This is a genomic window from Achromobacter sp. GbtcB20 (genome assembly GCF_019091095.1).
GTDB classification, from domain to species: Bacteria; Pseudomonadota; Gammaproteobacteria; order Burkholderiales; family Burkholderiaceae_B; genus Achromobacter; species Achromobacter mucicolens.
In genome coordinates this window covers 57,814-75,311 of sequence record NZ_JAGXJZ010000024.1, presented here as the reverse complement: position 1 = coordinate 75,311, position 17,498 = coordinate 57,814, and the positions used below count along the sequence as shown (strand labels likewise).

Sequence of the window (17,498 nt, the reverse complement as noted above, 5' to 3'; positions counted from 1 at the left end):
CCCGCCGCGGTGCGGCTGGCGCACAGCACGGCCACCAAGTCCGAGCCGGCCGCAGGCGCCTCGGCGGCGCGGCCGCCGCGCAGACCGGCGGCGACGCGCTCCGCGCCCGCCGCGAAGACCGACCCGAAGCCCGCATCCGCACCGGCCGCAAGCCGGCGGCAGGCGCCTTCGGACGACGATTGGGAATCTTTCTGACGCCGGGTAGACCGGCAAATAGGCAGGGTATGCGAGGTTATCTACATCTTCTGGCAGCGGCCGCGATTGCGGCCTTTGTCGCGGGTTGCGCGGCAACGGGTCATAACTTCGATCCGAGCAAGCTGTCGACCCTGACGCCCGGTCAGACGACGGTGGAAGAGGCCGCGCGCGCGCTGACCGCTCCGCCTGCCCAACAGTTCAAACAGAGCGACGGCACGGTGCTGATGCTCTGGTCCTACAAAATCACCTTTGTCGCCGACGGCCTGTACAGCCGCAAGGAAGCGCTGCTGCAGTTCGGCCCCGATGGCCGGCTGATGCGGCTCGTCGACAGCACCAATATTCTGCTGGAACCCTGGGAACGCCAGAAATTGTTGGGACCGGCCCCTGCGCCTGAGATCACTCAGGACTGGGCCCAACCGGCCGTGGCCCCCGAGGTGCAAACCATCTACATTCCGGGTCCGGGAGAACCGGCCGGTCTGGCGCCGCAGGGCAAATAGCCCCGCAGTCCAGCAGAAGACATCGGGCCCCAAGCCCGATGTTCGTCGCCCTGAGTGCAAGCCCTGTGTAACAGGGCGTGTCCCACGGGTGGTTTTTCATTTGGTCAGAGCAGTTCCTGAGGGATGGGGAAATAAATGGAAGCGAGTCTCGAATCCGGCGCAAAGGCCGGCAAGGCGGGCAAGAAAAAAGCCGCGCGCGCACCCAAGGTCAAGCGCAAACTGAGGCTGCGCGATGCGCGCGTCGGCACGATGCTGCTGTGGGTGATGGCGTTTTTCGCGCTGCTGATCGCAGCAGTGGGGGGCTTGGCCGCCTACTTCCTGCAAAGCAACTATGAATCGATCCGAGAGGTCAATGCGCTGACCGAGCGCGCCAAGCAGGTCGAGATCATCAACAGCGACATGCTGCGTGCACGCGTTGGCCTGATGGTGGCCGCCCGTCACCTGCAGGAGTCCGGCTGGGGCAGCGGCGAGAATTCGGCGCGTGACGCGGCCGCCGCGCTCAAGGGTTCCACCGACCTCCTGACCGGCGTGCGCAGCCGCTTCGCCGATTTCCAGAAGAACATGCTCGAGGACGACACCGGCCGCCAGCTGTCGATGAACCTGGTGCGCCGCTATCGCTCGTACATCGACGACGGCGTGGACACGATGGTCGAAGCCCTGCGCAGCGAAGACTATTCGACGTTCTACATGGTGAACAACGAATACGGCACGCCGCGTAGCGCCGCCTTCATCGAGGCGATCGCCCAGTTCGACAAGTACATCGCCGATCAGCAGCGCCAGACGATCGATCAGGCCGAAGCGAACTTCAAGCTGGCCATGATCGCCGTGGGCATTGCCGTGGCGCTGGCCCTCTTGTTGATGGTGCTTGCCCGCATCCTGTTCGGCCGCCTGGTCGTGCGCCCCTTGGTCGAGGCCGGCCAGCACTTCGACAAGATCGCCGCCGGCGACCTGACGGGCCGCGTGGAAGTGCGTTCGCACAACGAAATCGGCCAGCTGTTCGCCGCCCTCAAGCGCATGCAGGAAAGCCTGACGCGCACGGTGTCGACGGTGCGCCGCGGCGTGGACGAGATCACGGTGGGCTCGCGCGAGATTTCCGCGGGCAACACGGATCTGTCCAGCCGCACGGAAGAGCAGGCCGCTTCGCTGGAAGAGACCGCTGCCTCGATGGAAGAGCTGGCCTCGACCGTGAAGCAGAACGCCGACAACGCCCGCCAGGCCAACCAGCTGGCGGCCAGCGCGTCGGACGTGGCCGAACGCGGCGGTTCCGCCGTGTCGGAAGTGGTCAACACCATGGAAGGCATTTCGGCCAGCTCGCGCAAGATTTCCGAGATTGTGTCGGTCATCGACGGCATCGCGTTCCAGACCAACATCCTGGCGCTGAACGCCGCGGTCGAAGCTGCGCGTGCCGGTGAACAGGGCAAGGGCTTTGCGGTGGTGGCGGGCGAAGTGCGCTCGCTGGCGCAGCGCAGTGCCCAGGCCGCCAAGGAAATCAAGGGTCTGATCGAGGACTCGGTTTCCAAGGTGGGCGCCGGTTCGCAGCAGGTGCAACGCGCCGGCGCGACCATGCAGGAAATCGTGGCGTCGGTGAAGCGCGTGACGGACATCATGGGCGAGATCTCGGCGGCGTCCGAGGAACAATCCAGCGGCATCGACCAGGTCAACCGCGCGGTGTCGCAGATGGACGAAGTGACGCAGCAGAACGCGGCGCTGGTGGAAGAGGCCGCGGCCGCCGCCGGCTCGCTGCAGGAGCAGGCCCAGCGCCTGGCCGAAGCGGTGGCCGTGTTCAAGATCAACGCGGGCGAAGTCATTGAAGTGCCTGCGCATCAGCTCGGCGGCTATGCCGCGCCGTCGCTGAACTGATCGTTGTTGTTCCGGGCCGCGCCCGATCCTGCACACGCGGGATCGGGCGCGGCTTTTTTGCGTCCGCAATGCCCGGATCCGGCAGGAATCGCTCGTCTTATTTCCAGCGGTTATAAGGGCGTTGATCGCGGTCATAAGCACGTTAAGTTTTCTGCTTTATGACCGTAAACATTGGCAACGCCTGATGCGTCAGGCCGAAAACACAGTGATCGATGGTGACCGGGGGATCGGGCGCCAGACGAAGCCGGCGGGAGTGCACCGTTGCCTCGCATCGCGTCCGTTGCATGCCGCTCAATCTGCTGTCGTATATGTTGTAAACCCGGAGACAAGCCGTGCGCGTCAACCTACCCGTCACCAATGTGGAAACCAAGCTGCGCGAGGATCAATACCTGATCTCGCGCACGGATACCAAGGGCCGCATCGTCTATGCCAACCCTGCGTTCGTCGATGTCAGCGGCTTCACGCGCGACGAACTCATCGGCAAGCCGCACAACATAGTGCGCCATCCCGACATGCCCCCGGAGGCCTACGCGGATCTTTGGGAGACCCTGGAGGCCGGCGAGTCCTGGCTGGGGGTCGTCAAGAACCGCCGCAAGGATGGCGGCTTTTACTGGGTGCTGGCCAACGCCACGCCCATTGTCGAGAACGGCGAGGTCGTGGCTTATTCGTCGGTGCGCGTGCGTCCGTCGGAAGAGCAGGTCGAGATGGCCGAGAAACTCTATGCGCGCATGCGCGAGGGCACGGCCAAGGGCGTGCGCATCCTGCGTGGCCGTCCCGTGCGCGCTGGCTGGCGCCGTGGGCTGGACGTGCTGGCCTTTCCGTTCCGGTCCGGCGTGCGCAACCGGATGCTGCGCCACGCCACGCTGTCGGCCGGCTTCGTCGCCGCGGCGGGCGCCTATGGGTTGCACGCCAATTGGGACAGCCTGTCGCCGTGGGGCGCGGGGCTGGGCTGCGGCGCGATAGCGCTGGCCGTTGCCGCCATCTACGGCATGGGCTGGAGCCTGGCGCGTTCGCTCCTGGATCCGATGCTGGACGCTGCCAACATGGCGCGCCAGGTCGCGGCCGGCAATCTCACCACGCAGATCGTGCCCGAGTCGGACGACGAGGTGGGCAGCCTGAAGTTTTCGCTGGAAGTGATGCGCAAGAGCCTGATCGGCATCGCGCACGATGTGTACCGCGGCATCGAAGGCACGACGCACGCCGCCGTGCACATTGCCCGCGGCAACCAGGAGCTGGCCGGCCGCACTCAGGGGCAGGCGGCGTCGTTGCAGCAGACGGCCGCCAGCATGCAGCAACTGACCTCGACCGTGCGTCAGAACGCCGACAACGCGCGGCAGGCGAACGACCTGGCCGCCAGCAGCATGGACGTCGCGCGGCGCGGCGGCGTGGCCGTGGGGCAGGTGGTCAACACCATGCACGGCATTTCAGACAGCTCGCGCAAGATCGCCGACATCGTCAGCATCATCGAAGGCATCGCCTTCCAGACCAACATCCTGGCGCTGAATGCGGCGGTGGAAGCGGCCCGGGCCGGCGAATCCGGCAAGGGCTTTGCGGTGGTGGCGGGCGAGGTGCGCAGCCTGGCGCAAAAGAGCGCGCAGGCGGCCAAGGAAGTGAAGTCGCTGATCGAAGACTCGGTCGATCGCGTGATGGAAGGCTCGGCACAGGCCGAACAGGCTGGCGCGACGATGCAGGAGATCGTGGACGCCGTGCACCGCGTCACGGCCATCATCAGCGAGATCTCGCGCGCCTCGCAGGAACAGTCGACCGGCATCGAGCAGGTGGACACCGCGGTCTCGCAGATGGACGTGATGACCGAGCAGAACACGGCGCTCGTGCAGGAGCTGGGCGGCGCGGTGACGCAGTTGGGCAATCAGTCGGGCGCGCTGCGCGAGACCATCCGCGTCTTCCGCGTGGTTGGCCAGCACTGAGCGGTTGGCGGGGCGGGCCGCTCGCCGGCCCCGCTAGCGTCCCGCCAGCGCGTCCACGACGCGGCTCATCGCGGTCAGGCCCGATTCGAAGAGCGATTCCAGGAACGGGCCGGCGTGAGGCAGCACGATGGTCAACACCGTCACGCCGATGATGAGCGTGACGGGAAAGCCCACCGAGAACACGGAAAGCTGCTGGGCGGCGCGGTTCAGGATGCCCATCGCCAGGTTGATGGTGAGCAGCGCGCAGATCAGCGGCAGCGCCAGCAGCAGGCCCGACACGAACACCGTCTTGCCCCATTCGACGATCGTGCCCCAGCCATTCTGGTGCAGCTGGATCGTGGCAATCGGCAAGGTATCGAAGGACCGCACCAGGGCCGCCAGGACGAGAAGGTGGCCGTCCAGCGCCAGGAAGGTCAGCATCGCGACGATGTTGAACAGGCGCGACAGCACGGCGGTGTTGGCGCCCGAGCTGGGATCGAAGAACGACGCGAACGACAGACCCATCTGCAGTCCCACGAATTCCCCCGCGGTCTGCACCGCCGCGAACACGATGCGCATGGTAAAGCCCATGGCGATGCCGATCAGCACCTGCTGCATCACCATCCACAGGCCCGCGTACGATCCGGGCGCCACCGGCGGCATGGCATCGAGCGCAGGCCCGATCGCCACGGCCAGCACGAAAGCCAGGCCAATCTTGACCTTGACGGGAATGAGCGATTCGGAGAACAGGGGCGCGGTGGCCACGAGCGCCAGGATACGCACGAACGGCCAGAGAAACTGGCCGACCCAGCCGTTGAGCTGCTCGAGCGTGAAAGAGAACATGGCGTGGCAACCCGTGTCCGGCGGCGGACGCCGCTCAGGACACCAGCATGGGGATCTGGCCGATGAGTTGCCGGATGTAGTCGACCATGACGCCGATCAGCCACGGGCCCAGCAGCACCAGCACGCCGCACATGGCCAGCAGCTTCGGAATGAACGACAGCGTCATTTCGTTGATCTGCGTGGCGGCCTGGAAAATGCTGATGACCAGACCCACCACCAGCGTGACGAGGAGCAGGGGACCGGCCATCGCCAGGACGACCTTCATCGCCTGGTAGGTCATGGTCATGACGGTTTCGGCAGTCATGGCGATCTCCTTGCGGCGTTACTGGTAGAAGCTCTGGGCAAGTGAGCCCATGAGCAGGTTCCAGCCGTCGGCCAGCACGAACAGCATCAGCTTGAACGGCAACGCCACGGTGACGGGGGGCACCATCATCATGCCCAGCGCCATCAGGACGCTGGCAACCACCAGGTCGATGATGAGGAAGGGAATGAAGATCGTGAACCCGATCTGGAAGGCGGTTTTCAGTTCGCTGGTGATGAAGGCCGGCACCAGGATGCGCATCGGCACCTGCGAGGGGTCTTCCAGCGCCGGCTGTTTGGCCAGATTGGCGAACAGCGACAGGTCGTTCTCGCGCGTCTGGTGCAGCATGAACGTGCGCAGGGGACCCGCGGCGCGTTCGACCGCGGCCTCGAACTGGATCGTCCCTTCGGACAGAGGCTTGTAGGCGTCGGTGTAGATCTTGTCGAACACCGGCGACATCGTATAGAAGGTCAGGAACAGCGCCAGGCCGATCAGCACGTGGTTGGGCGGCGACATCGCGGTGCCCATCGCGCTGCGCAGCAGGCCCAGCACGATGATGATGCGCGTGAAGCCCGTCATCATCAGCAGCGCCGCCGGCAGGAAGGACAGCGACGTCATCAGCAGCATGGTCTGCATGCTGAGCGAGTACGTCTGCGAGCCGTCCGCGCCCGGCGTGGCCGTCAGCGCGGGCAGCGTGGCCTGGGCCACGACGCCGGCCGGGAAGAAGGCCAGGCCCAGCACCGCGGCGGCGGCCAGCATGGGCAGCGCGCGCTGGCCGGCGCGTGCGAATGTCGTGCGGGTAGGCAAACTCATGGGTATCGCTTGATTCGCGCCGGGGCGTTGTGCCTTAGCGGCGCTTGAGTGCCTGGCCCAGCTTGGCCGCAAAGGCGGCCGTGGGCAAAGGCGAACCCTCCGGCAACTGGCCGGCGGGCAGGGTATGCAGGGTGGTGAGCTGGTTCGGGCCAACGCCCACCACCAGCCAGGTGTCTTCGATCTCGACGACGACGACGCTTTGGCGCGGACCGACCGGCAGGCTGGCAACCTGGCGCAGCAGATTGCCGCCGCCGCGTTGCACCAGTCCGGCGCGCTTGGCAAGCCACGCCGAGACCAGGATGGCGGCCACCACCAGCACGAGGCCGACGATGACGCGCAGCAGAGCAGGTTCGGTCATGGCGCCAGGGTTCAACGACGGTTGTTCAAGCGGTTGATCCGCTCGGACGGGGTGATGATGTCGGTCAGGCGGATGCCGTACTTTTCTTCGACGACCACGACTTCGCCCTGGGCGATCAGGTAGCCGTTGACGAATATGTCCATAGGCTCGCCGGCCAGGCCGTCGAGTTCGACCACGGAGCCCTGGCCCAGCTGGAGCAGGTTCTTGATGGTCAGGCGGGTGCGGCCCAGCTCGACCGTCAACTGGACGGGAACGTCCATGATGAGGTCGATGTCGGTGCCTTGGCCGGACGTGGCGCCAGCCAGCGGCTTGAACACCGATTGCGCCGCGGATTGCGCGGGTGCAGCGGGTGCGGCGGCCGGGGCCGGGGCGGCGGGCGCGGGGGCAGCCGCCGCCGGCGTGGCGGCCTGTTCCGCCATCGCGGCGGCCCAGTCGTCCTGCGGCTTCAGACCGTCGGCTTGCGTGGGCGGGTTGGCGCGGGATTGTTCGGCGAGCGCGTCGGCCCAGTCGTCGGCCGGGGACGAGCCAGTGCCGGGCTCGTTCTTGTCAGTCATGGTCAGAGGCCTCGTTGGGTTCTGTATCGTGGGTAAACAGGTTTTGTACGCGCAGGGCGTATTGGCCGTTGAAGACGCCGTAGCCGCATTCCATCAGCGGCACGCCGTCGACGTGGGCGATGACGGTTTCGGGCACGTCCACCGGAAGGACGTCGCCGACCTTCAGGCTCATCAGCTCGCGGATCGACGACGGGATGCGGGCAAATTCCGCGACCACGTCGATGTCGGCGCTGCGCACCTGGCGCGACAGCTGCTGCGACCAGCGCTGGTCCACTTCCTCGAGCGTCGTCTCCTGCAACGGGCGCGTCAGCAGATCGCGCACCGGCTCGATCATCGAGTAGGGCAGGCAGATGTTCAGGTCGCCGCCGGTCGCGCCGAATTCAATGTGGAACGAGGAGACGACCACCACTTCGTTGTTGCCGGTGATGCTGGCGAACTTGGTGTGCATCTCCGAACGGACGTACTCGAACTCGATCGGATAGACCGGATCCCAGGACTTGCCGTAGCTTTCCAGGGTCAGGTTGAGCAGGCGCCGGATGATGCGCTGTTCGGTGGTGGTGAAGTCCCGGCCCTCGACCCGCGTGTGGTAGCGGCCATCGCCGCCGAACAGGCTGTCGATGACCAGGAACACCAGATTCGGGTCGTAGGTGAAGAGCGCCGTGCCGCGCAGCGGCTTCATCTGAATCATGTTCAGATTGCTGGGAACCGGCAGGTTGCGCTCGAAGTCCGCGTACTTCTGGATCTTGATCGAGCCGACGGTGATGTCGGCGCTGCGGCGCATGAAGTTCAGCAGAACGTTGCGCATGTTGCGCGCAAAGCGTTCGTTGATGAGCTCCAGCGTCTGCATGCGGCGGCGTACGACGCGCTCGGGCGAGCTCAAGTCGTAGGCGCGCGCGCCGGCGTTCTGGCCGTCGGATTCCTTTTTACTATCGCTCTCGCCGGTGACGCCGGCCAGCAGCGCATCGACTTCGTCCTGCGAAAGAAACGCCTCGTAGGCCATGCTTATTGCACCACGAACGCCGTGAACAGCACGTCGGTCACGTACTGGCCGTCAGGCAGGGGCGAGAAGGGACGGTTCACTGCCTGCTTGATGGCCGCGACCATGTCGTTCTTGCCTTGCTGCGTCTGCACGGCGGTGGGCGACTGCGACGACAGCACCATCAGGATGCGGCTGCGCACTTCGGGCATGTACTTTTCCAGGCGCGTGCGGGTCTGTTCGTCGCTCACGCGCAGGGTCAGGCCGACGTGCATGATGCGTTCCGTGTCTGCGTTCTGCAGCGTGACCGTGAAGGCCTCGATCGGCACGAAGATGGGCGCGGGCACGGCGATCGGGGTGGCGGACGGCGCGACGAAGGTCGTCGGCGTGGCCTGCGGGCCTTGGCCGGGCTGGCCTTGCACGCCGCCGGCCTGACCGGGCTGACCCGGCTGGCCGGGTTGGCCGCCAGGCACCTGGCCCACGCCAAGCTGCACCGGGGCGCCGCCTTGCGGCTGCTGCAGGCGCTGCGTGATGAACCAGGTCGCGCCGGCGCTGGCCGCGGCAACCAGCAGCAGCACCAGGATCGCCAGCAGCGGCCGAAGGATGCGGCCAATGCCGCCGGAGGACTTCGCGTCGCGCGCCGGCGCGGGAATGGGTTTGATAGTCGCCATCTGGAGTTCGATGCGTGTTTGCCGCTGGTGAAAACGGATTCTTAGTGGATGAAAGCATTCTGCCCGAATTCACGCCGCCGCTTGGAGGCGAAAAACAGGGCGAAAGCCGCGTATCTCAAGCTATTGCTGCACCGCCCGCATCCGTTGCCGGGCGCGGGCTGCCGGATCATTACGCGAACGTGTCGACCAATGCGTTGGCGTTGCGCGACACCGTCACCGCGGGCTGCGCGGACTCTGCCACGCCGTCCGCGACGACGGCATTGCCGCCTTGCTGACGCTGCGAGCCGCTGCCGTTCTGCTGCGCGAATTCCTGCTGCGCGGCCTGTTCGCCGACGCTGGTCTGGCCGAGCGAGATGCCGGCCTGGGCGAGCGCCTGCTGCAACTGCGGAATCGCCACTTCGATCGCCTGGCGCACGGAGGCGTGCGCCGACACGAACGAGGCGCTGGCCACGCCATCGGCCAGGTTCAGGCTGACGCGCAGCGGGCCCAGGTCCGGGGGATCCAGGCGCAGTTCCGCCGTCTGCATGCCCTGGCGCACGTTGTTGCTCATCATGACCATCTGCTGGCCAAGCTCGGTGCCCCAGTGGGTGGCGCCGACGGGCGTGGCCACTTGCAGCACAACGGGTACGACCGGCTGCGCGAGCGCGGCCTGGTTGACGACCGGCAGGGCCTGCCGCTGGGTGGCGGCGGCAAGGGCGGCGCCAAGCGCCTCGTGCGGCGTGGCGCCATGCTGCGGCGCCTGGAATTGCGGGGTCGTGCCGGCCAGCAGATCGGGCTGATCTTCGTCGGCCACGTGGGTTTGCGGCGCGGGCGCGCCTGGGTCCGCGGGCGTCTCGCGCGCGACGCGCGGCAGCGGCAGGTCGGCAGCCACCTTGGGCGCTTCGGCCTTGACGGTCGCCTTGGGATCGGCAGGCGCCTGGGCAACGGGCGCGGAACCCGGCTTGACCGCGGCGGTGAGGACCGGCAGCGCGGCTTCGGCGTCGCGGGCGATCTGGGCAGCGGCGTCTTGCGCCTGGCCGGCGGTCGCGGCCACCGGCGTCTGCTGCGCGGCCTGCGGCGCCAACGTGTCGGCGGCAGTGAGCGCGGCCGTCAGCACGGCGGCGCCCTGGTTCATGGCGGTGACGGCCGCAGCGGCATTGCCGCGGGCAAGCTGCACCTGTTCGGCGGCCTGGGCCGCGATCTCCAGGGCCTGTTGCGGCAGGTCGGACGGGGCCACGGGCAGCTGCGCCGCGACGGCCAGCGCGCCGGCTTCGGCCTGGGCGGCGGTCTGCACCGCGTCATTGATGGCGCCGGCGGCGGCGCCTTCGGCCGTGGCGGCCGGATCGCTGGGCTTGCCGTCCTTGGACGGCGTCTTGCTGTTGCCGTTCGCGGGGCGGGCGTCGGCGGCCTGGTTGGGCTGCTGCTGCGCCGGACGCTGTTGCGCCAGGACGTCGGAGAAGGCGGGGCCTTTATCTTTCTTGTTCCCGGCAGCCAGTTTGGCGCCGCGCGCGTCGTTGACCGGCGCCGGAGCGGCCGGCGCGATCGAAGGCAAGGGCAGGGGAGCGGTCATCTAAAGCTTCCTGTGAGTATTGCTTAATGCTGCATGCCGCTGGCCTGGCGCTGGACCAGGCGGGCGGAGTATTCGTCGTTGGCGCGCTGTTCACGGCGCGACTCCACCAGCGCCTGGGCGCGCTGTTCGCGCTGCGCCAGGGCATCGTAGGAGTTGAGCTTGCGTTTTTCCTGCTGCCAATAGAGCTGCCCCTTGGACAGGTTTTCCTCGGCTTGGCGCAGCACGCCCTGCTGCTGGCCGATCGCGTCGTCCAGCGTGCCGATGAAGCGCTGATAGTTGTGGCAATCGCTGGCGGCCATGCCGGTCGTCATCGCCGTCTGAAGGCGCTCGAGGTAGTCCTGGCGGTAGTCGTGCAGCATGGAAAGCTGGCGTTGCGCATTGCTGCGTTCGGCGGTCAGCCGGCCGAGCAGGCGCGCGGCTTCGTCCGTGCTTTCCTTGGCCAGGTTGATCAGCATGTCCAGAGGCAGTTGGCTAGGCATAAGTGTCCCGTGATTCGAAACTGGCTCGCAATTGATTGACGGCGTCTTCGTACCCGACGTTCTCGCCGATGTCCTGCTGCAGGAAGGCTTCCAGGCGCGGGTATCGCGCGATGGCGTCGTCCAGCTGCGGGTCGTTGCCGGCGGCGTACGCGCCCACGGCGATGAGGTCGCGGTTGCGCTGGTAACGCGACAGGCTTTGCTTGAAGCGGCGCACGATGGAGAACTGCTGCGGCGTGATGAGCGAGGTCATCGCCCGCGAGATTGACGCTTCGATGTCGATGGCGGGGTAGTGGCCCGATTCGGCCAGGTGGCGCGACAGCACGACGTGGCCGTCCAGGATCGCGCGCGCCGAGTCGGCGATCGGATCCTGTTGATCGTCGCCCTCGGCCAGCACGGTGTAGAACGCCGTGATGGAGCCGGCCTTGCCGGACGGGCCGGGCGCGCCCATGCCCGCGCGTTCCACCAGCGTGGGCAGCTTGGCAAAGACCGATGGCGGATAGCCCTTGGTGGCGGGCGGTTCGCCGATGGCCAGCGCGATTTCGCGTTGCGCCATCGCGTAGCGGGTCAGCGAGTCCATGATCAGCAGCACGTCCAGGCCCTGGTCGCGGAAATGCTCGGCCAGGCGCGTGGCGTACGCGGCGCCTTGCAGTCGCAGCAGCGCCGACACGTCGGCCGGCGCGGCCACCACGACCGAGCGCGCCAGGCCTTCCGGGCCCAGGTTGTGCTCGATGAATTCCTTGACTTCACGGCCCCGTTCGCCGATCAGGCCGACCACGATCACGTCGGCCTTGGTATAGCGGGCCATCATGCCCAGCAGCACGGATTTACCGACGCCGGAACCGGCGAACAGGCCCATGCGCTGGCCGCGGCCGACCGTGAGCAGGCCATTGATGGCGCGCACGCCGGTGTCCAGCACCGTATCGATGGGCGCGCGCGACAGCGGGTTGATCGGTTGGGCAGACAGGGGCGCCAGTTCGGCGCCGGTCAGCGGACCCAGGCCGTCGAGCGGACGGCCCGCGCCGTCCAGCACGCGGCCAAGCAGGGCGTTGCCGACAGGCAGGTGGCGGCCAAGCTGGGGCTTGGCGTTGCCGTTCAGTTCGGCCTTGCGCGGCAGCGGAATCTGGCGCTGCACGGGCGGTTCGCCGGGCACGACGCGCGCGCCGGGCGGCAGGCCGGAAATGTCGGCTTGCGGCATCAGGTACAGCGTGTGACCGTCAAAGCCCACGACTTCGGCGTCGGCCCAATGGTCGTGGCCGCGCGCGATCTCGATGCGGGCGGCGGCGCCGACGGGCAGGCGCAGGCCGGTGGCGTGCAGCACGAGGCCGGTCGCGCGCGTGATCTTGCCGCTGACCAGCCAGGGGTCGGTGGACGCCGCGCGGATCGAGCCGATCTCAAGCTGCGTCTGCCAGCGGTCGAGCACGGGCGCGGTCGGCTTGGCCGACGCGGAAACGGCCGGGGCGCCTGCGAGGGGCGCGCCGGCCTGGCCGGGTTGCTCGGAGGCCGGATTGCCGTTCACACCGGCTCCTCCCAGGAGGCGTTGCGGCCGAGCGAGGCGGCCACGCGGCGCCAGCGGGTCTGCAAGGTGGCGTCGATGTCGCCGAAAGGCGTCTCGGCGCGGCAGCCGCCACGCAGAATGGATTCATCGGCCAGCACGCGCCAGTGGCCTTCCTTCAATTCGTCCGCCAGGTGCAGGCGGATCAGTTCGATATCGTCCGGATTGGCCCACAGGCGCATCTGGCCGCCGGCCGTCGGATTGATGTGCAGCACGTCGCGCACGGCGTTCACCACCGATTCGGGCTGTTCGGCGAGGGTGGTGCGCACGACTTGCTGGGCGATGTCCAGGGCCAGCGTCAACAGGCTCTGGCCCATCTTTTCTTCCAGCGCGCCGATCGACACGGCGCAGGCTTCCACCAGCGCATGCAGGCGCTGCGCTTCGGCGGCGCCCTGTTCGCGGCCCTGGGCCAGGCCTTCGGCGTGGCCGGCTTCGCGGCCGGCGGCAAGACCGGCCTCATAGCCCGCCTGCTGGCCAGCTTCGAACCCGGCGGCATGACCGCGCGTGACGCCTTCCTCGTGGCCTTCCGCAATCGCCTGGGCGCGCAACTGCGCCATCACCACGGCGGGATCGGGGCCCGGATCGGGTTCCGGCTCGGGTTCGACTTCGACGGGCGCCGGCTCGTCGAACGACAGCATCTGCCAGCGCCGCCAGGCGGCGCTGCGCGAGATGAGCGTCGCCGCGCCGTGGTCCGCTTCAGACATACGCGTCGTCTCCGGAATTGCCCAGCACGATCTGGCCGCTTTCCGCCAGGCGGCGGGCGATCTGCAGGATCTTCTTCTGTTCGGTCTCGACCTTCGACATGCGGATCGGGCCCTGGGCTTCCAGGTCCTCGCGCAGCATTTCGGCCGCACGGCTGGACATGTTGCGCAGGAACTTGGCGCGCAGCTCTTCCTGGGCGCCCTTAAGCGCGACCATGAGCGTGTCGTTGTCGATTTCCTTGAGGATGAGCTGGATCGCGCGGTCCTCGACGTCGAGCAGGTTGTCGAAGACGAACATCTCGTCGATGATCTTCTGCGCCAGGTCGTTGTCGCGTTCGCGCAGGCTGGCGACCACGGTCTCTTCCTGCGTCGAGTTCATCATGTTCAGGATCTCGGCCGCCGTGCGCACTCCGCCCATCTTGCTGCGCTTGGCGCCCTGGCCGGCCAGCACGGAGTTCAGCACTTCGGTCAGCTCGGACAGCGCGGCCGGCTGCACGCCGCCGAAGGTGGCGATGCGCAGCATGACGTCGTTGCGCAGGCGGTCGGTCAACAGCGCCAGCACGCCGGCGGCGCGGTCGCGCTCCAGGTGCACCAGAATGGTCGCGATGATCTGCGGGTGCTCGTCGCCGATCAGCTCGGCCACGGTGTTCGGATCCAGCCAGTTCAGCGCGTCGATGCCGCTGCCGCCGTCGCCGGCTTCCAGGATGTCCTCGATCAGGCCGGCCGCGCGGTCGCTGCCCAGCGCCTTGGTCAGGACGCTGCGGATGTAGTCGTCCGAGCCCAGCGTCACGGCCATGAACTGGTCGGCTTCCTGGCGGAACTCTTCCAGCACGACGGCGACGTCGTTGCGCGTGACCTGCTTCAGGCTTGCCATCGCGGCGCCGACCTGCTGCACTTCACGGGCGCTCAGGTACTTGAACACTTCGGCCGCGGCGTCTTCGCCCAGCGACATCATCAGGACGGCGCTGCGCGTCATGCCGTCCATTGGCAGGGAATCATTTTTCATCTTTGGTCATCCAGGTGCGCAGGACCATCGCGACGGCGCGCGGATCCTTGTTGGCCATGGTGCGAGCGCGTTCAAGGTTGTCCTGATAGCGATCGGTTTCCTTGGCGCGGGCCAGGTCCTGGGCCTCGCGGGCGGCTTCGGCGCGCTCGGCTTCGGCCTGTTCCGGATCGACCGGCGGGTACAGGTACTCGGTGACCGAGCGGCGAACCTTGCGGTACAGCCACAGGGCCAGGACGCCACCGACCAGCCAGAGCAGGATCGTCTTGAACAGCGAGATCATTTCCGGATCGCGCCACATCGGCAGCGGCGGCGGGCCATCGTTGAACTGGCTGTTGACCAGGTTCAGCGAGTCGCCACGGCCTTCGGAATAGCCCATTGCCTCGCGCACCAGGTTGGTGAGCTTGTTCAGTTCCTCGGGCGGCAACGCCTGCAGTTCGCCGTCCTTGTCACGCACGTAGTTCACGACCACGGCCACCGACATGCGCTTGAGGTTGCCCGTGGGCTGCTTGATGTGGCTGATGGTGCGGTCGACTTCGTAGTTCGTCGTCGCGTCGCGGCGTTCGTTCAGGTTGCCGGCGGGGGCCTGCGTGCCGGTCTGCTGCTGCTGTTGTTGCTGCTGCGCGTTGGCCGCCTGCGGGGGCTGGCCGGGGCGGGGCGGCTGTTGCTGCGGGGGATTGGTGACGGGCGCCTGCGCGTTGGCGGGCGCCTGGTTCGACAGCGCGCCGGGCACGCCTTGGGCGGGGCCGACGCCACGCTGGGTGGAATCGCTGGTCTGCTGGCTGCGCACGGCGGCCTGGCCAGGTTCCTGGTTCGGACGGTAGACCTCGGACGTTTCCTCGCGGCGCGAGAAGTCGACGTCGGCGGTGGCCTGGGCGTGCACGTTGCCGGGGCCGACTAGGGGATTCAGGATGGTGAGGATGCGCTCGACGGTGCGCTGCTCGATCTCGCGCACGAAGCGAAGCTGGTCGGCGTCCATGCCGCGGCCTTCGCCCAGCGGGGCGGACAGCAGGCGGCCGTTCTGGTCGACGATGGACACGCTTTCGGCGGTCAGTTCCGGCACGCTGGAAGCCACCAGCCAGGAGATCGCGGACACCTGCGCATCGCTCAGGCTGCGGCCCGGGTACAGGTTCAGCAGCACGGAGGCGGTGGGCGCCTGGCGCTCGCGCACGAACAGCGACTGGCGCGGCATGGCCAGGTGGACGCGGGCGTGCTGCACGGTGTTCATGGCTTCGATCGAACGGGCCAGCTCGCCCTCCAGACCGCGCTGGTAGTTGATCTGTTCCGCAAACTGGCTGGCGCCGAAGCGGGCGTTGTCCATCAGCTCGAAGCCGACGGAGCCGCCGCGCGGCAGGCCTTGCGAGGCCAGCTGCAGCCGGGCGTCATAGACGCGGTCGGCGGGCACCAGCAGCGCGGTGCCGTTTTCGTTGTAGCGGTAGGGCACGTTCATCGTGCCCAGGGCCGTCACGATGGCGCCGCCGTCACGGTCGTCCAGGTTCGAGAACAGCACCTTGTACTTCGGTTCGCTGCTCCACATGACCACGGCGACGATCACCGCGACAAGGGCCGCGGCGGCGCCGAGCAGGACGGGCTTGGGAAGCGCGCGGACCCGTTCCAGCACGGGGAACTTGGCCAGAAGCGACGAGCTCAGGGTAGCCTGCTGATTCATTGACGGCTCCCGCTGGCTTCGCGGAGCAGGGAAAATGACTTCATGTCTGGGTAGGGCCGATTACACATGCAACGTGCTTCTGGTCTGGGGAGAGCGTGGATTATTGCCCCTGAGACACCAATCCCAATCGATGAAAACAGCCGTTTTTTGGCGTTACTTAAGCCCTATGTCGATGACGAGGCGCAAACCGGGGCCGCATCCCCGGCGGGGGACGCTCGCATTCGTTGAAATGTCGGGTTTTTTGGCGGTTCTTGTCGGCTATGGACCGCCCCGATCGGCGTTACGCTGCGTCTTCAATTTGGCGTAATCCCCCACCAGCAAGGAATAGGTAATGGCTGTATCAGGCTTGTCCGGCATCGAAGGCATGCTCCAGCAGATGCGCGCGGTCGTGAGCAAGGCGGAGACGGGTAATCTGTCCGCCGGCGAGGGCGTCGCGCAACCCGACGGTTTTGCCGCGGAACTGCAGCGCTCCATCCGTCGCGTGACCTCCGCCCAGAACGCCGCCAGCAACCAGGCCAAGGCCTTCGAGCTGGGCGCGCCCGACATCTCGCTCAACGACGTCATGATCGATCTGCAGAAGGCCAGCCTGGGCTTTCAGACGGCGGTCCAGGTGCGCAACAAGCTGGTTGCGGCCTACAAGGAAATCTCGTCGATGGCCGTGTAAGGCCGGCAAGCAGTTCAAAGGCCTTCCCGCGGGAAGGCCTTTTGCGTTGCAGCGGCGCCATCAGGGGCACGCCATGTGCCCGCAAGACGCCGCTTCAGTTGCGCTGCGCGCCTTTCTCCAGGCGCCACACCACCTGCTGCAACCAGTTTTCCTGGCGGGCGTTCAGGTTCATGAAGAGGGCGCCCACATGGCTGACCGGGGGTTCGCCCGTCAGCGAGACGTGCTTGGGCGCTTCACCGTCGCTGCCGTCGGCGGCGGCCATCGGCTGGCCCGACACCGGATAGATGTTGCGCACCTCCAGGTCGGCGCTCAGCTTGCCCAGTTCGCCAAAATCCAGCTCCACGTCTTGCATCACCGTGCCGCGCTCGGGCAGCTCGCCCACGGCCAGTCCCACACGCAGGCCCACGCCGTCCACCGAAATGTCGCGCACGGTGAAACCCACCGGCTTGTCCGCCGGCGCCGGTTGCCACGTGGCGAGGCACCGGTTGGCGCTGGTGATCATCGAGGCGCGAAACATCTTGCGCCGCTGGATGCGGGCCAGGCGATCGGGGAAGGGCGACATCAGCGCCGCGCTGCCGTCATCGAAGTGGATGACTTCAGGACGCTGGACGCGAAAGCGGATCTGCACGCCGCCATAGGCGGTGGCGTGGAAGTGGAATTTCGTACCGCTCAAGAGGCCCATGCTGTCCGACTGCTCGAAGTCCGCGCCATCGTAGTCGCGCGGGCGCCAGAAGAACTGGCGCGTCTGCTTGTCGGCGCCCAGGATCAGCACGGCAATCTCACGGTCCGCGGCATCGCGCACCAGGATGTGGCTGTCGGGGTGCGTCAGCTCGAAAAGGGCTGAGCGCATGTCTTCCGGCCGGGTCAGCAGGAATTCCGGATCGGCGGCATCCAACACGGTGATCG

18 protein-coding genes are annotated in these 17,498 nt (G+C 67.2%); 4 read left to right on the top strand and 14 right to left on the bottom strand.

Going from position 1 to position 17,498, the window contains the following annotated elements; all coding sequences use genetic code 11:
• Nucleotides 1-224 precede the first annotated feature (224 nt).
• The 3 genes from KVT32_RS24145 (at nucleotide 225) to KVT32_RS24135 (ending at nucleotide 4,480) form a co-directional block, all read left to right on the top strand.
• Nucleotides 225-692, top strand: a complete 468-nt coding sequence (locus tag KVT32_RS24145; protein WP_217618925.1) for a hypothetical protein — start codon at nucleotides 225-227, stop codon at nucleotides 690-692.
• Nucleotides 693-827: 135 nt separating this feature from the next.
• A complete protein-coding gene (locus KVT32_RS24140) occupies nucleotides 828-2,552 on the top strand; it encodes a methyl-accepting chemotaxis protein (RefSeq protein ID WP_062840925.1) in 1,725 nt (574 codons plus the stop codon).
• Between the two features lie 332 nt (nucleotides 2,553-2,884).
• Nucleotides 2,885-4,480: a PAS domain-containing methyl-accepting chemotaxis protein gene (locus KVT32_RS24135; protein WP_217618923.1), complete on the top strand. Its 1,596-nt coding sequence runs from the start codon at nucleotides 2,885-2,887 to the stop codon at nucleotides 4,478-4,480.
• Between the two features lie 33 nt (nucleotides 4,481-4,513).
• Here KVT32_RS24135 and fliR read toward each other — a convergent pair whose 3' ends face one another.
• The 13 genes from fliR to fliF all read right to left on the bottom strand — a co-directional run bounded on the left by fliR (nucleotide 4,514) and on the right by fliF (nucleotide 15,928).
• Nucleotides 4,514-5,302: a flagellar biosynthetic protein FliR gene (gene fliR, locus KVT32_RS24130; protein WP_180099233.1), complete on the bottom strand. Its 789-nt coding sequence runs from the start codon at nucleotides 5,300-5,302 to the stop codon at nucleotides 4,514-4,516.
• A 34-nt stretch (nucleotides 5,303-5,336) separates the two neighbouring features.
• Nucleotides 5,337-5,606: a flagellar biosynthesis protein FliQ gene (fliQ, locus tag KVT32_RS24125; RefSeq protein ID WP_056316656.1), complete on the bottom strand. Its 270-nt coding sequence runs from the start codon at nucleotides 5,604-5,606 to the stop codon at nucleotides 5,337-5,339.
• An 18-nt stretch (nucleotides 5,607-5,624) separates the two neighbouring features.
• A complete protein-coding gene (gene fliP, locus KVT32_RS24120) occupies nucleotides 5,625-6,416 on the bottom strand; it encodes a flagellar type III secretion system pore protein FliP (protein WP_369818491.1) in 792 nt (263 codons plus the stop codon).
• A gap of 34 nt (nucleotides 6,417-6,450) precedes the next feature.
• Nucleotides 6,451-6,774 carry a flagellar biosynthetic protein FliO gene (gene fliO, locus KVT32_RS24115; protein ID WP_056316659.1) on the bottom strand — a complete coding sequence of 108 codons (324 nt, stop codon included), beginning with the start codon at nucleotides 6,772-6,774 and terminating at the stop codon, nucleotides 6,451-6,453.
• 11 nt (nucleotides 6,775-6,785) lie between these two features.
• Entirely contained in the window at nucleotides 6,786-7,328 is a 543-nt protein-coding gene (gene fliN / locus KVT32_RS24110; protein ID WP_056316662.1) for a flagellar motor switch protein FliN, read from the bottom strand.
• Nucleotides 7,321-8,328 carry a flagellar motor switch protein FliM gene (fliM, locus tag KVT32_RS24105; RefSeq protein ID WP_152384178.1) on the bottom strand — a complete coding sequence of 336 codons (1,008 nt, stop codon included), beginning with the start codon at nucleotides 8,326-8,328 and terminating at the stop codon, nucleotides 7,321-7,323. Before fliM ends, fliN begins: the two co-directional genes overlap by 8 nt.
• A gap of 2 nt (nucleotides 8,329-8,330) precedes the next feature.
• A complete protein-coding gene (fliL, locus tag KVT32_RS24100) occupies nucleotides 8,331-8,975 on the bottom strand; it encodes a flagellar basal body-associated protein FliL (RefSeq protein WP_056316670.1) in 645 nt (214 codons plus the stop codon).
• Nucleotides 8,976-9,144: 169 nt separating this feature from the next.
• Entirely contained in the window at nucleotides 9,145-10,524 is a 1,380-nt protein-coding gene (locus KVT32_RS24095) for a flagellar hook-length control protein FliK (RefSeq protein WP_217618922.1), read from the bottom strand.
• 23 nt (nucleotides 10,525-10,547) lie between these two features.
• On the bottom strand, nucleotides 10,548-11,003 hold the full coding sequence (gene fliJ, locus KVT32_RS24090) for a flagellar export protein FliJ (RefSeq protein WP_056316675.1): 456 nt from the start codon (nucleotides 11,001-11,003) through the stop codon (nucleotides 10,548-10,550).
• On the bottom strand, nucleotides 10,996-12,423 hold the full coding sequence (gene fliI / locus KVT32_RS24085; RefSeq protein ID WP_056318674.1) for a flagellar protein export ATPase FliI: 1,428 nt from the start codon (nucleotides 12,421-12,423) through the stop codon (nucleotides 10,996-10,998). Before fliI ends, fliJ begins: the two co-directional genes overlap by 8 nt.
• A 92-nt stretch (nucleotides 12,424-12,515) precedes the next feature.
• Complete coding sequence (gene fliH / locus KVT32_RS24080; protein WP_152384180.1) at nucleotides 12,516-13,259, bottom strand: flagellar assembly protein FliH; 744 nt, start codon at nucleotides 13,257-13,259, stop codon at nucleotides 12,516-12,518.
• Nucleotides 13,252-14,262, bottom strand: a complete 1,011-nt coding sequence (gene fliG / locus KVT32_RS24075; protein WP_056316680.1) for a flagellar motor switch protein FliG — start codon at nucleotides 14,260-14,262, stop codon at nucleotides 13,252-13,254. The genes fliH and fliG overlap by 8 nt, the downstream gene beginning before the upstream one ends.
• A complete protein-coding gene (gene fliF / locus KVT32_RS24070; protein WP_217618921.1) occupies nucleotides 14,252-15,928 on the bottom strand; it encodes a flagellar basal-body MS-ring/collar protein FliF in 1,677 nt (558 codons plus the stop codon). The genes fliG and fliF overlap by 11 nt, the downstream gene beginning before the upstream one ends.
• Before the next feature lie 331 nt (nucleotides 15,929-16,259).
• Between fliF and fliE the strand changes: the two genes are divergently transcribed.
• Entirely contained in the window at nucleotides 16,260-16,592 is a 333-nt protein-coding gene (gene fliE / locus KVT32_RS24065) for a flagellar hook-basal body complex protein FliE (RefSeq protein WP_056316686.1), read from the top strand.
• A 94-nt stretch (nucleotides 16,593-16,686) separates the two neighbouring features.
• Here the strand turns inward: fliE and KVT32_RS24060 are convergent, their stop codons facing one another.
• Nucleotides 16,687-17,490: a flagellar brake protein gene (locus KVT32_RS24060; RefSeq protein WP_371825612.1), complete on the bottom strand. Its 804-nt coding sequence runs from the start codon at nucleotides 17,488-17,490 to the stop codon at nucleotides 16,687-16,689.
• Nucleotides 17,491-17,498: the final 8 nt, after the last annotated feature.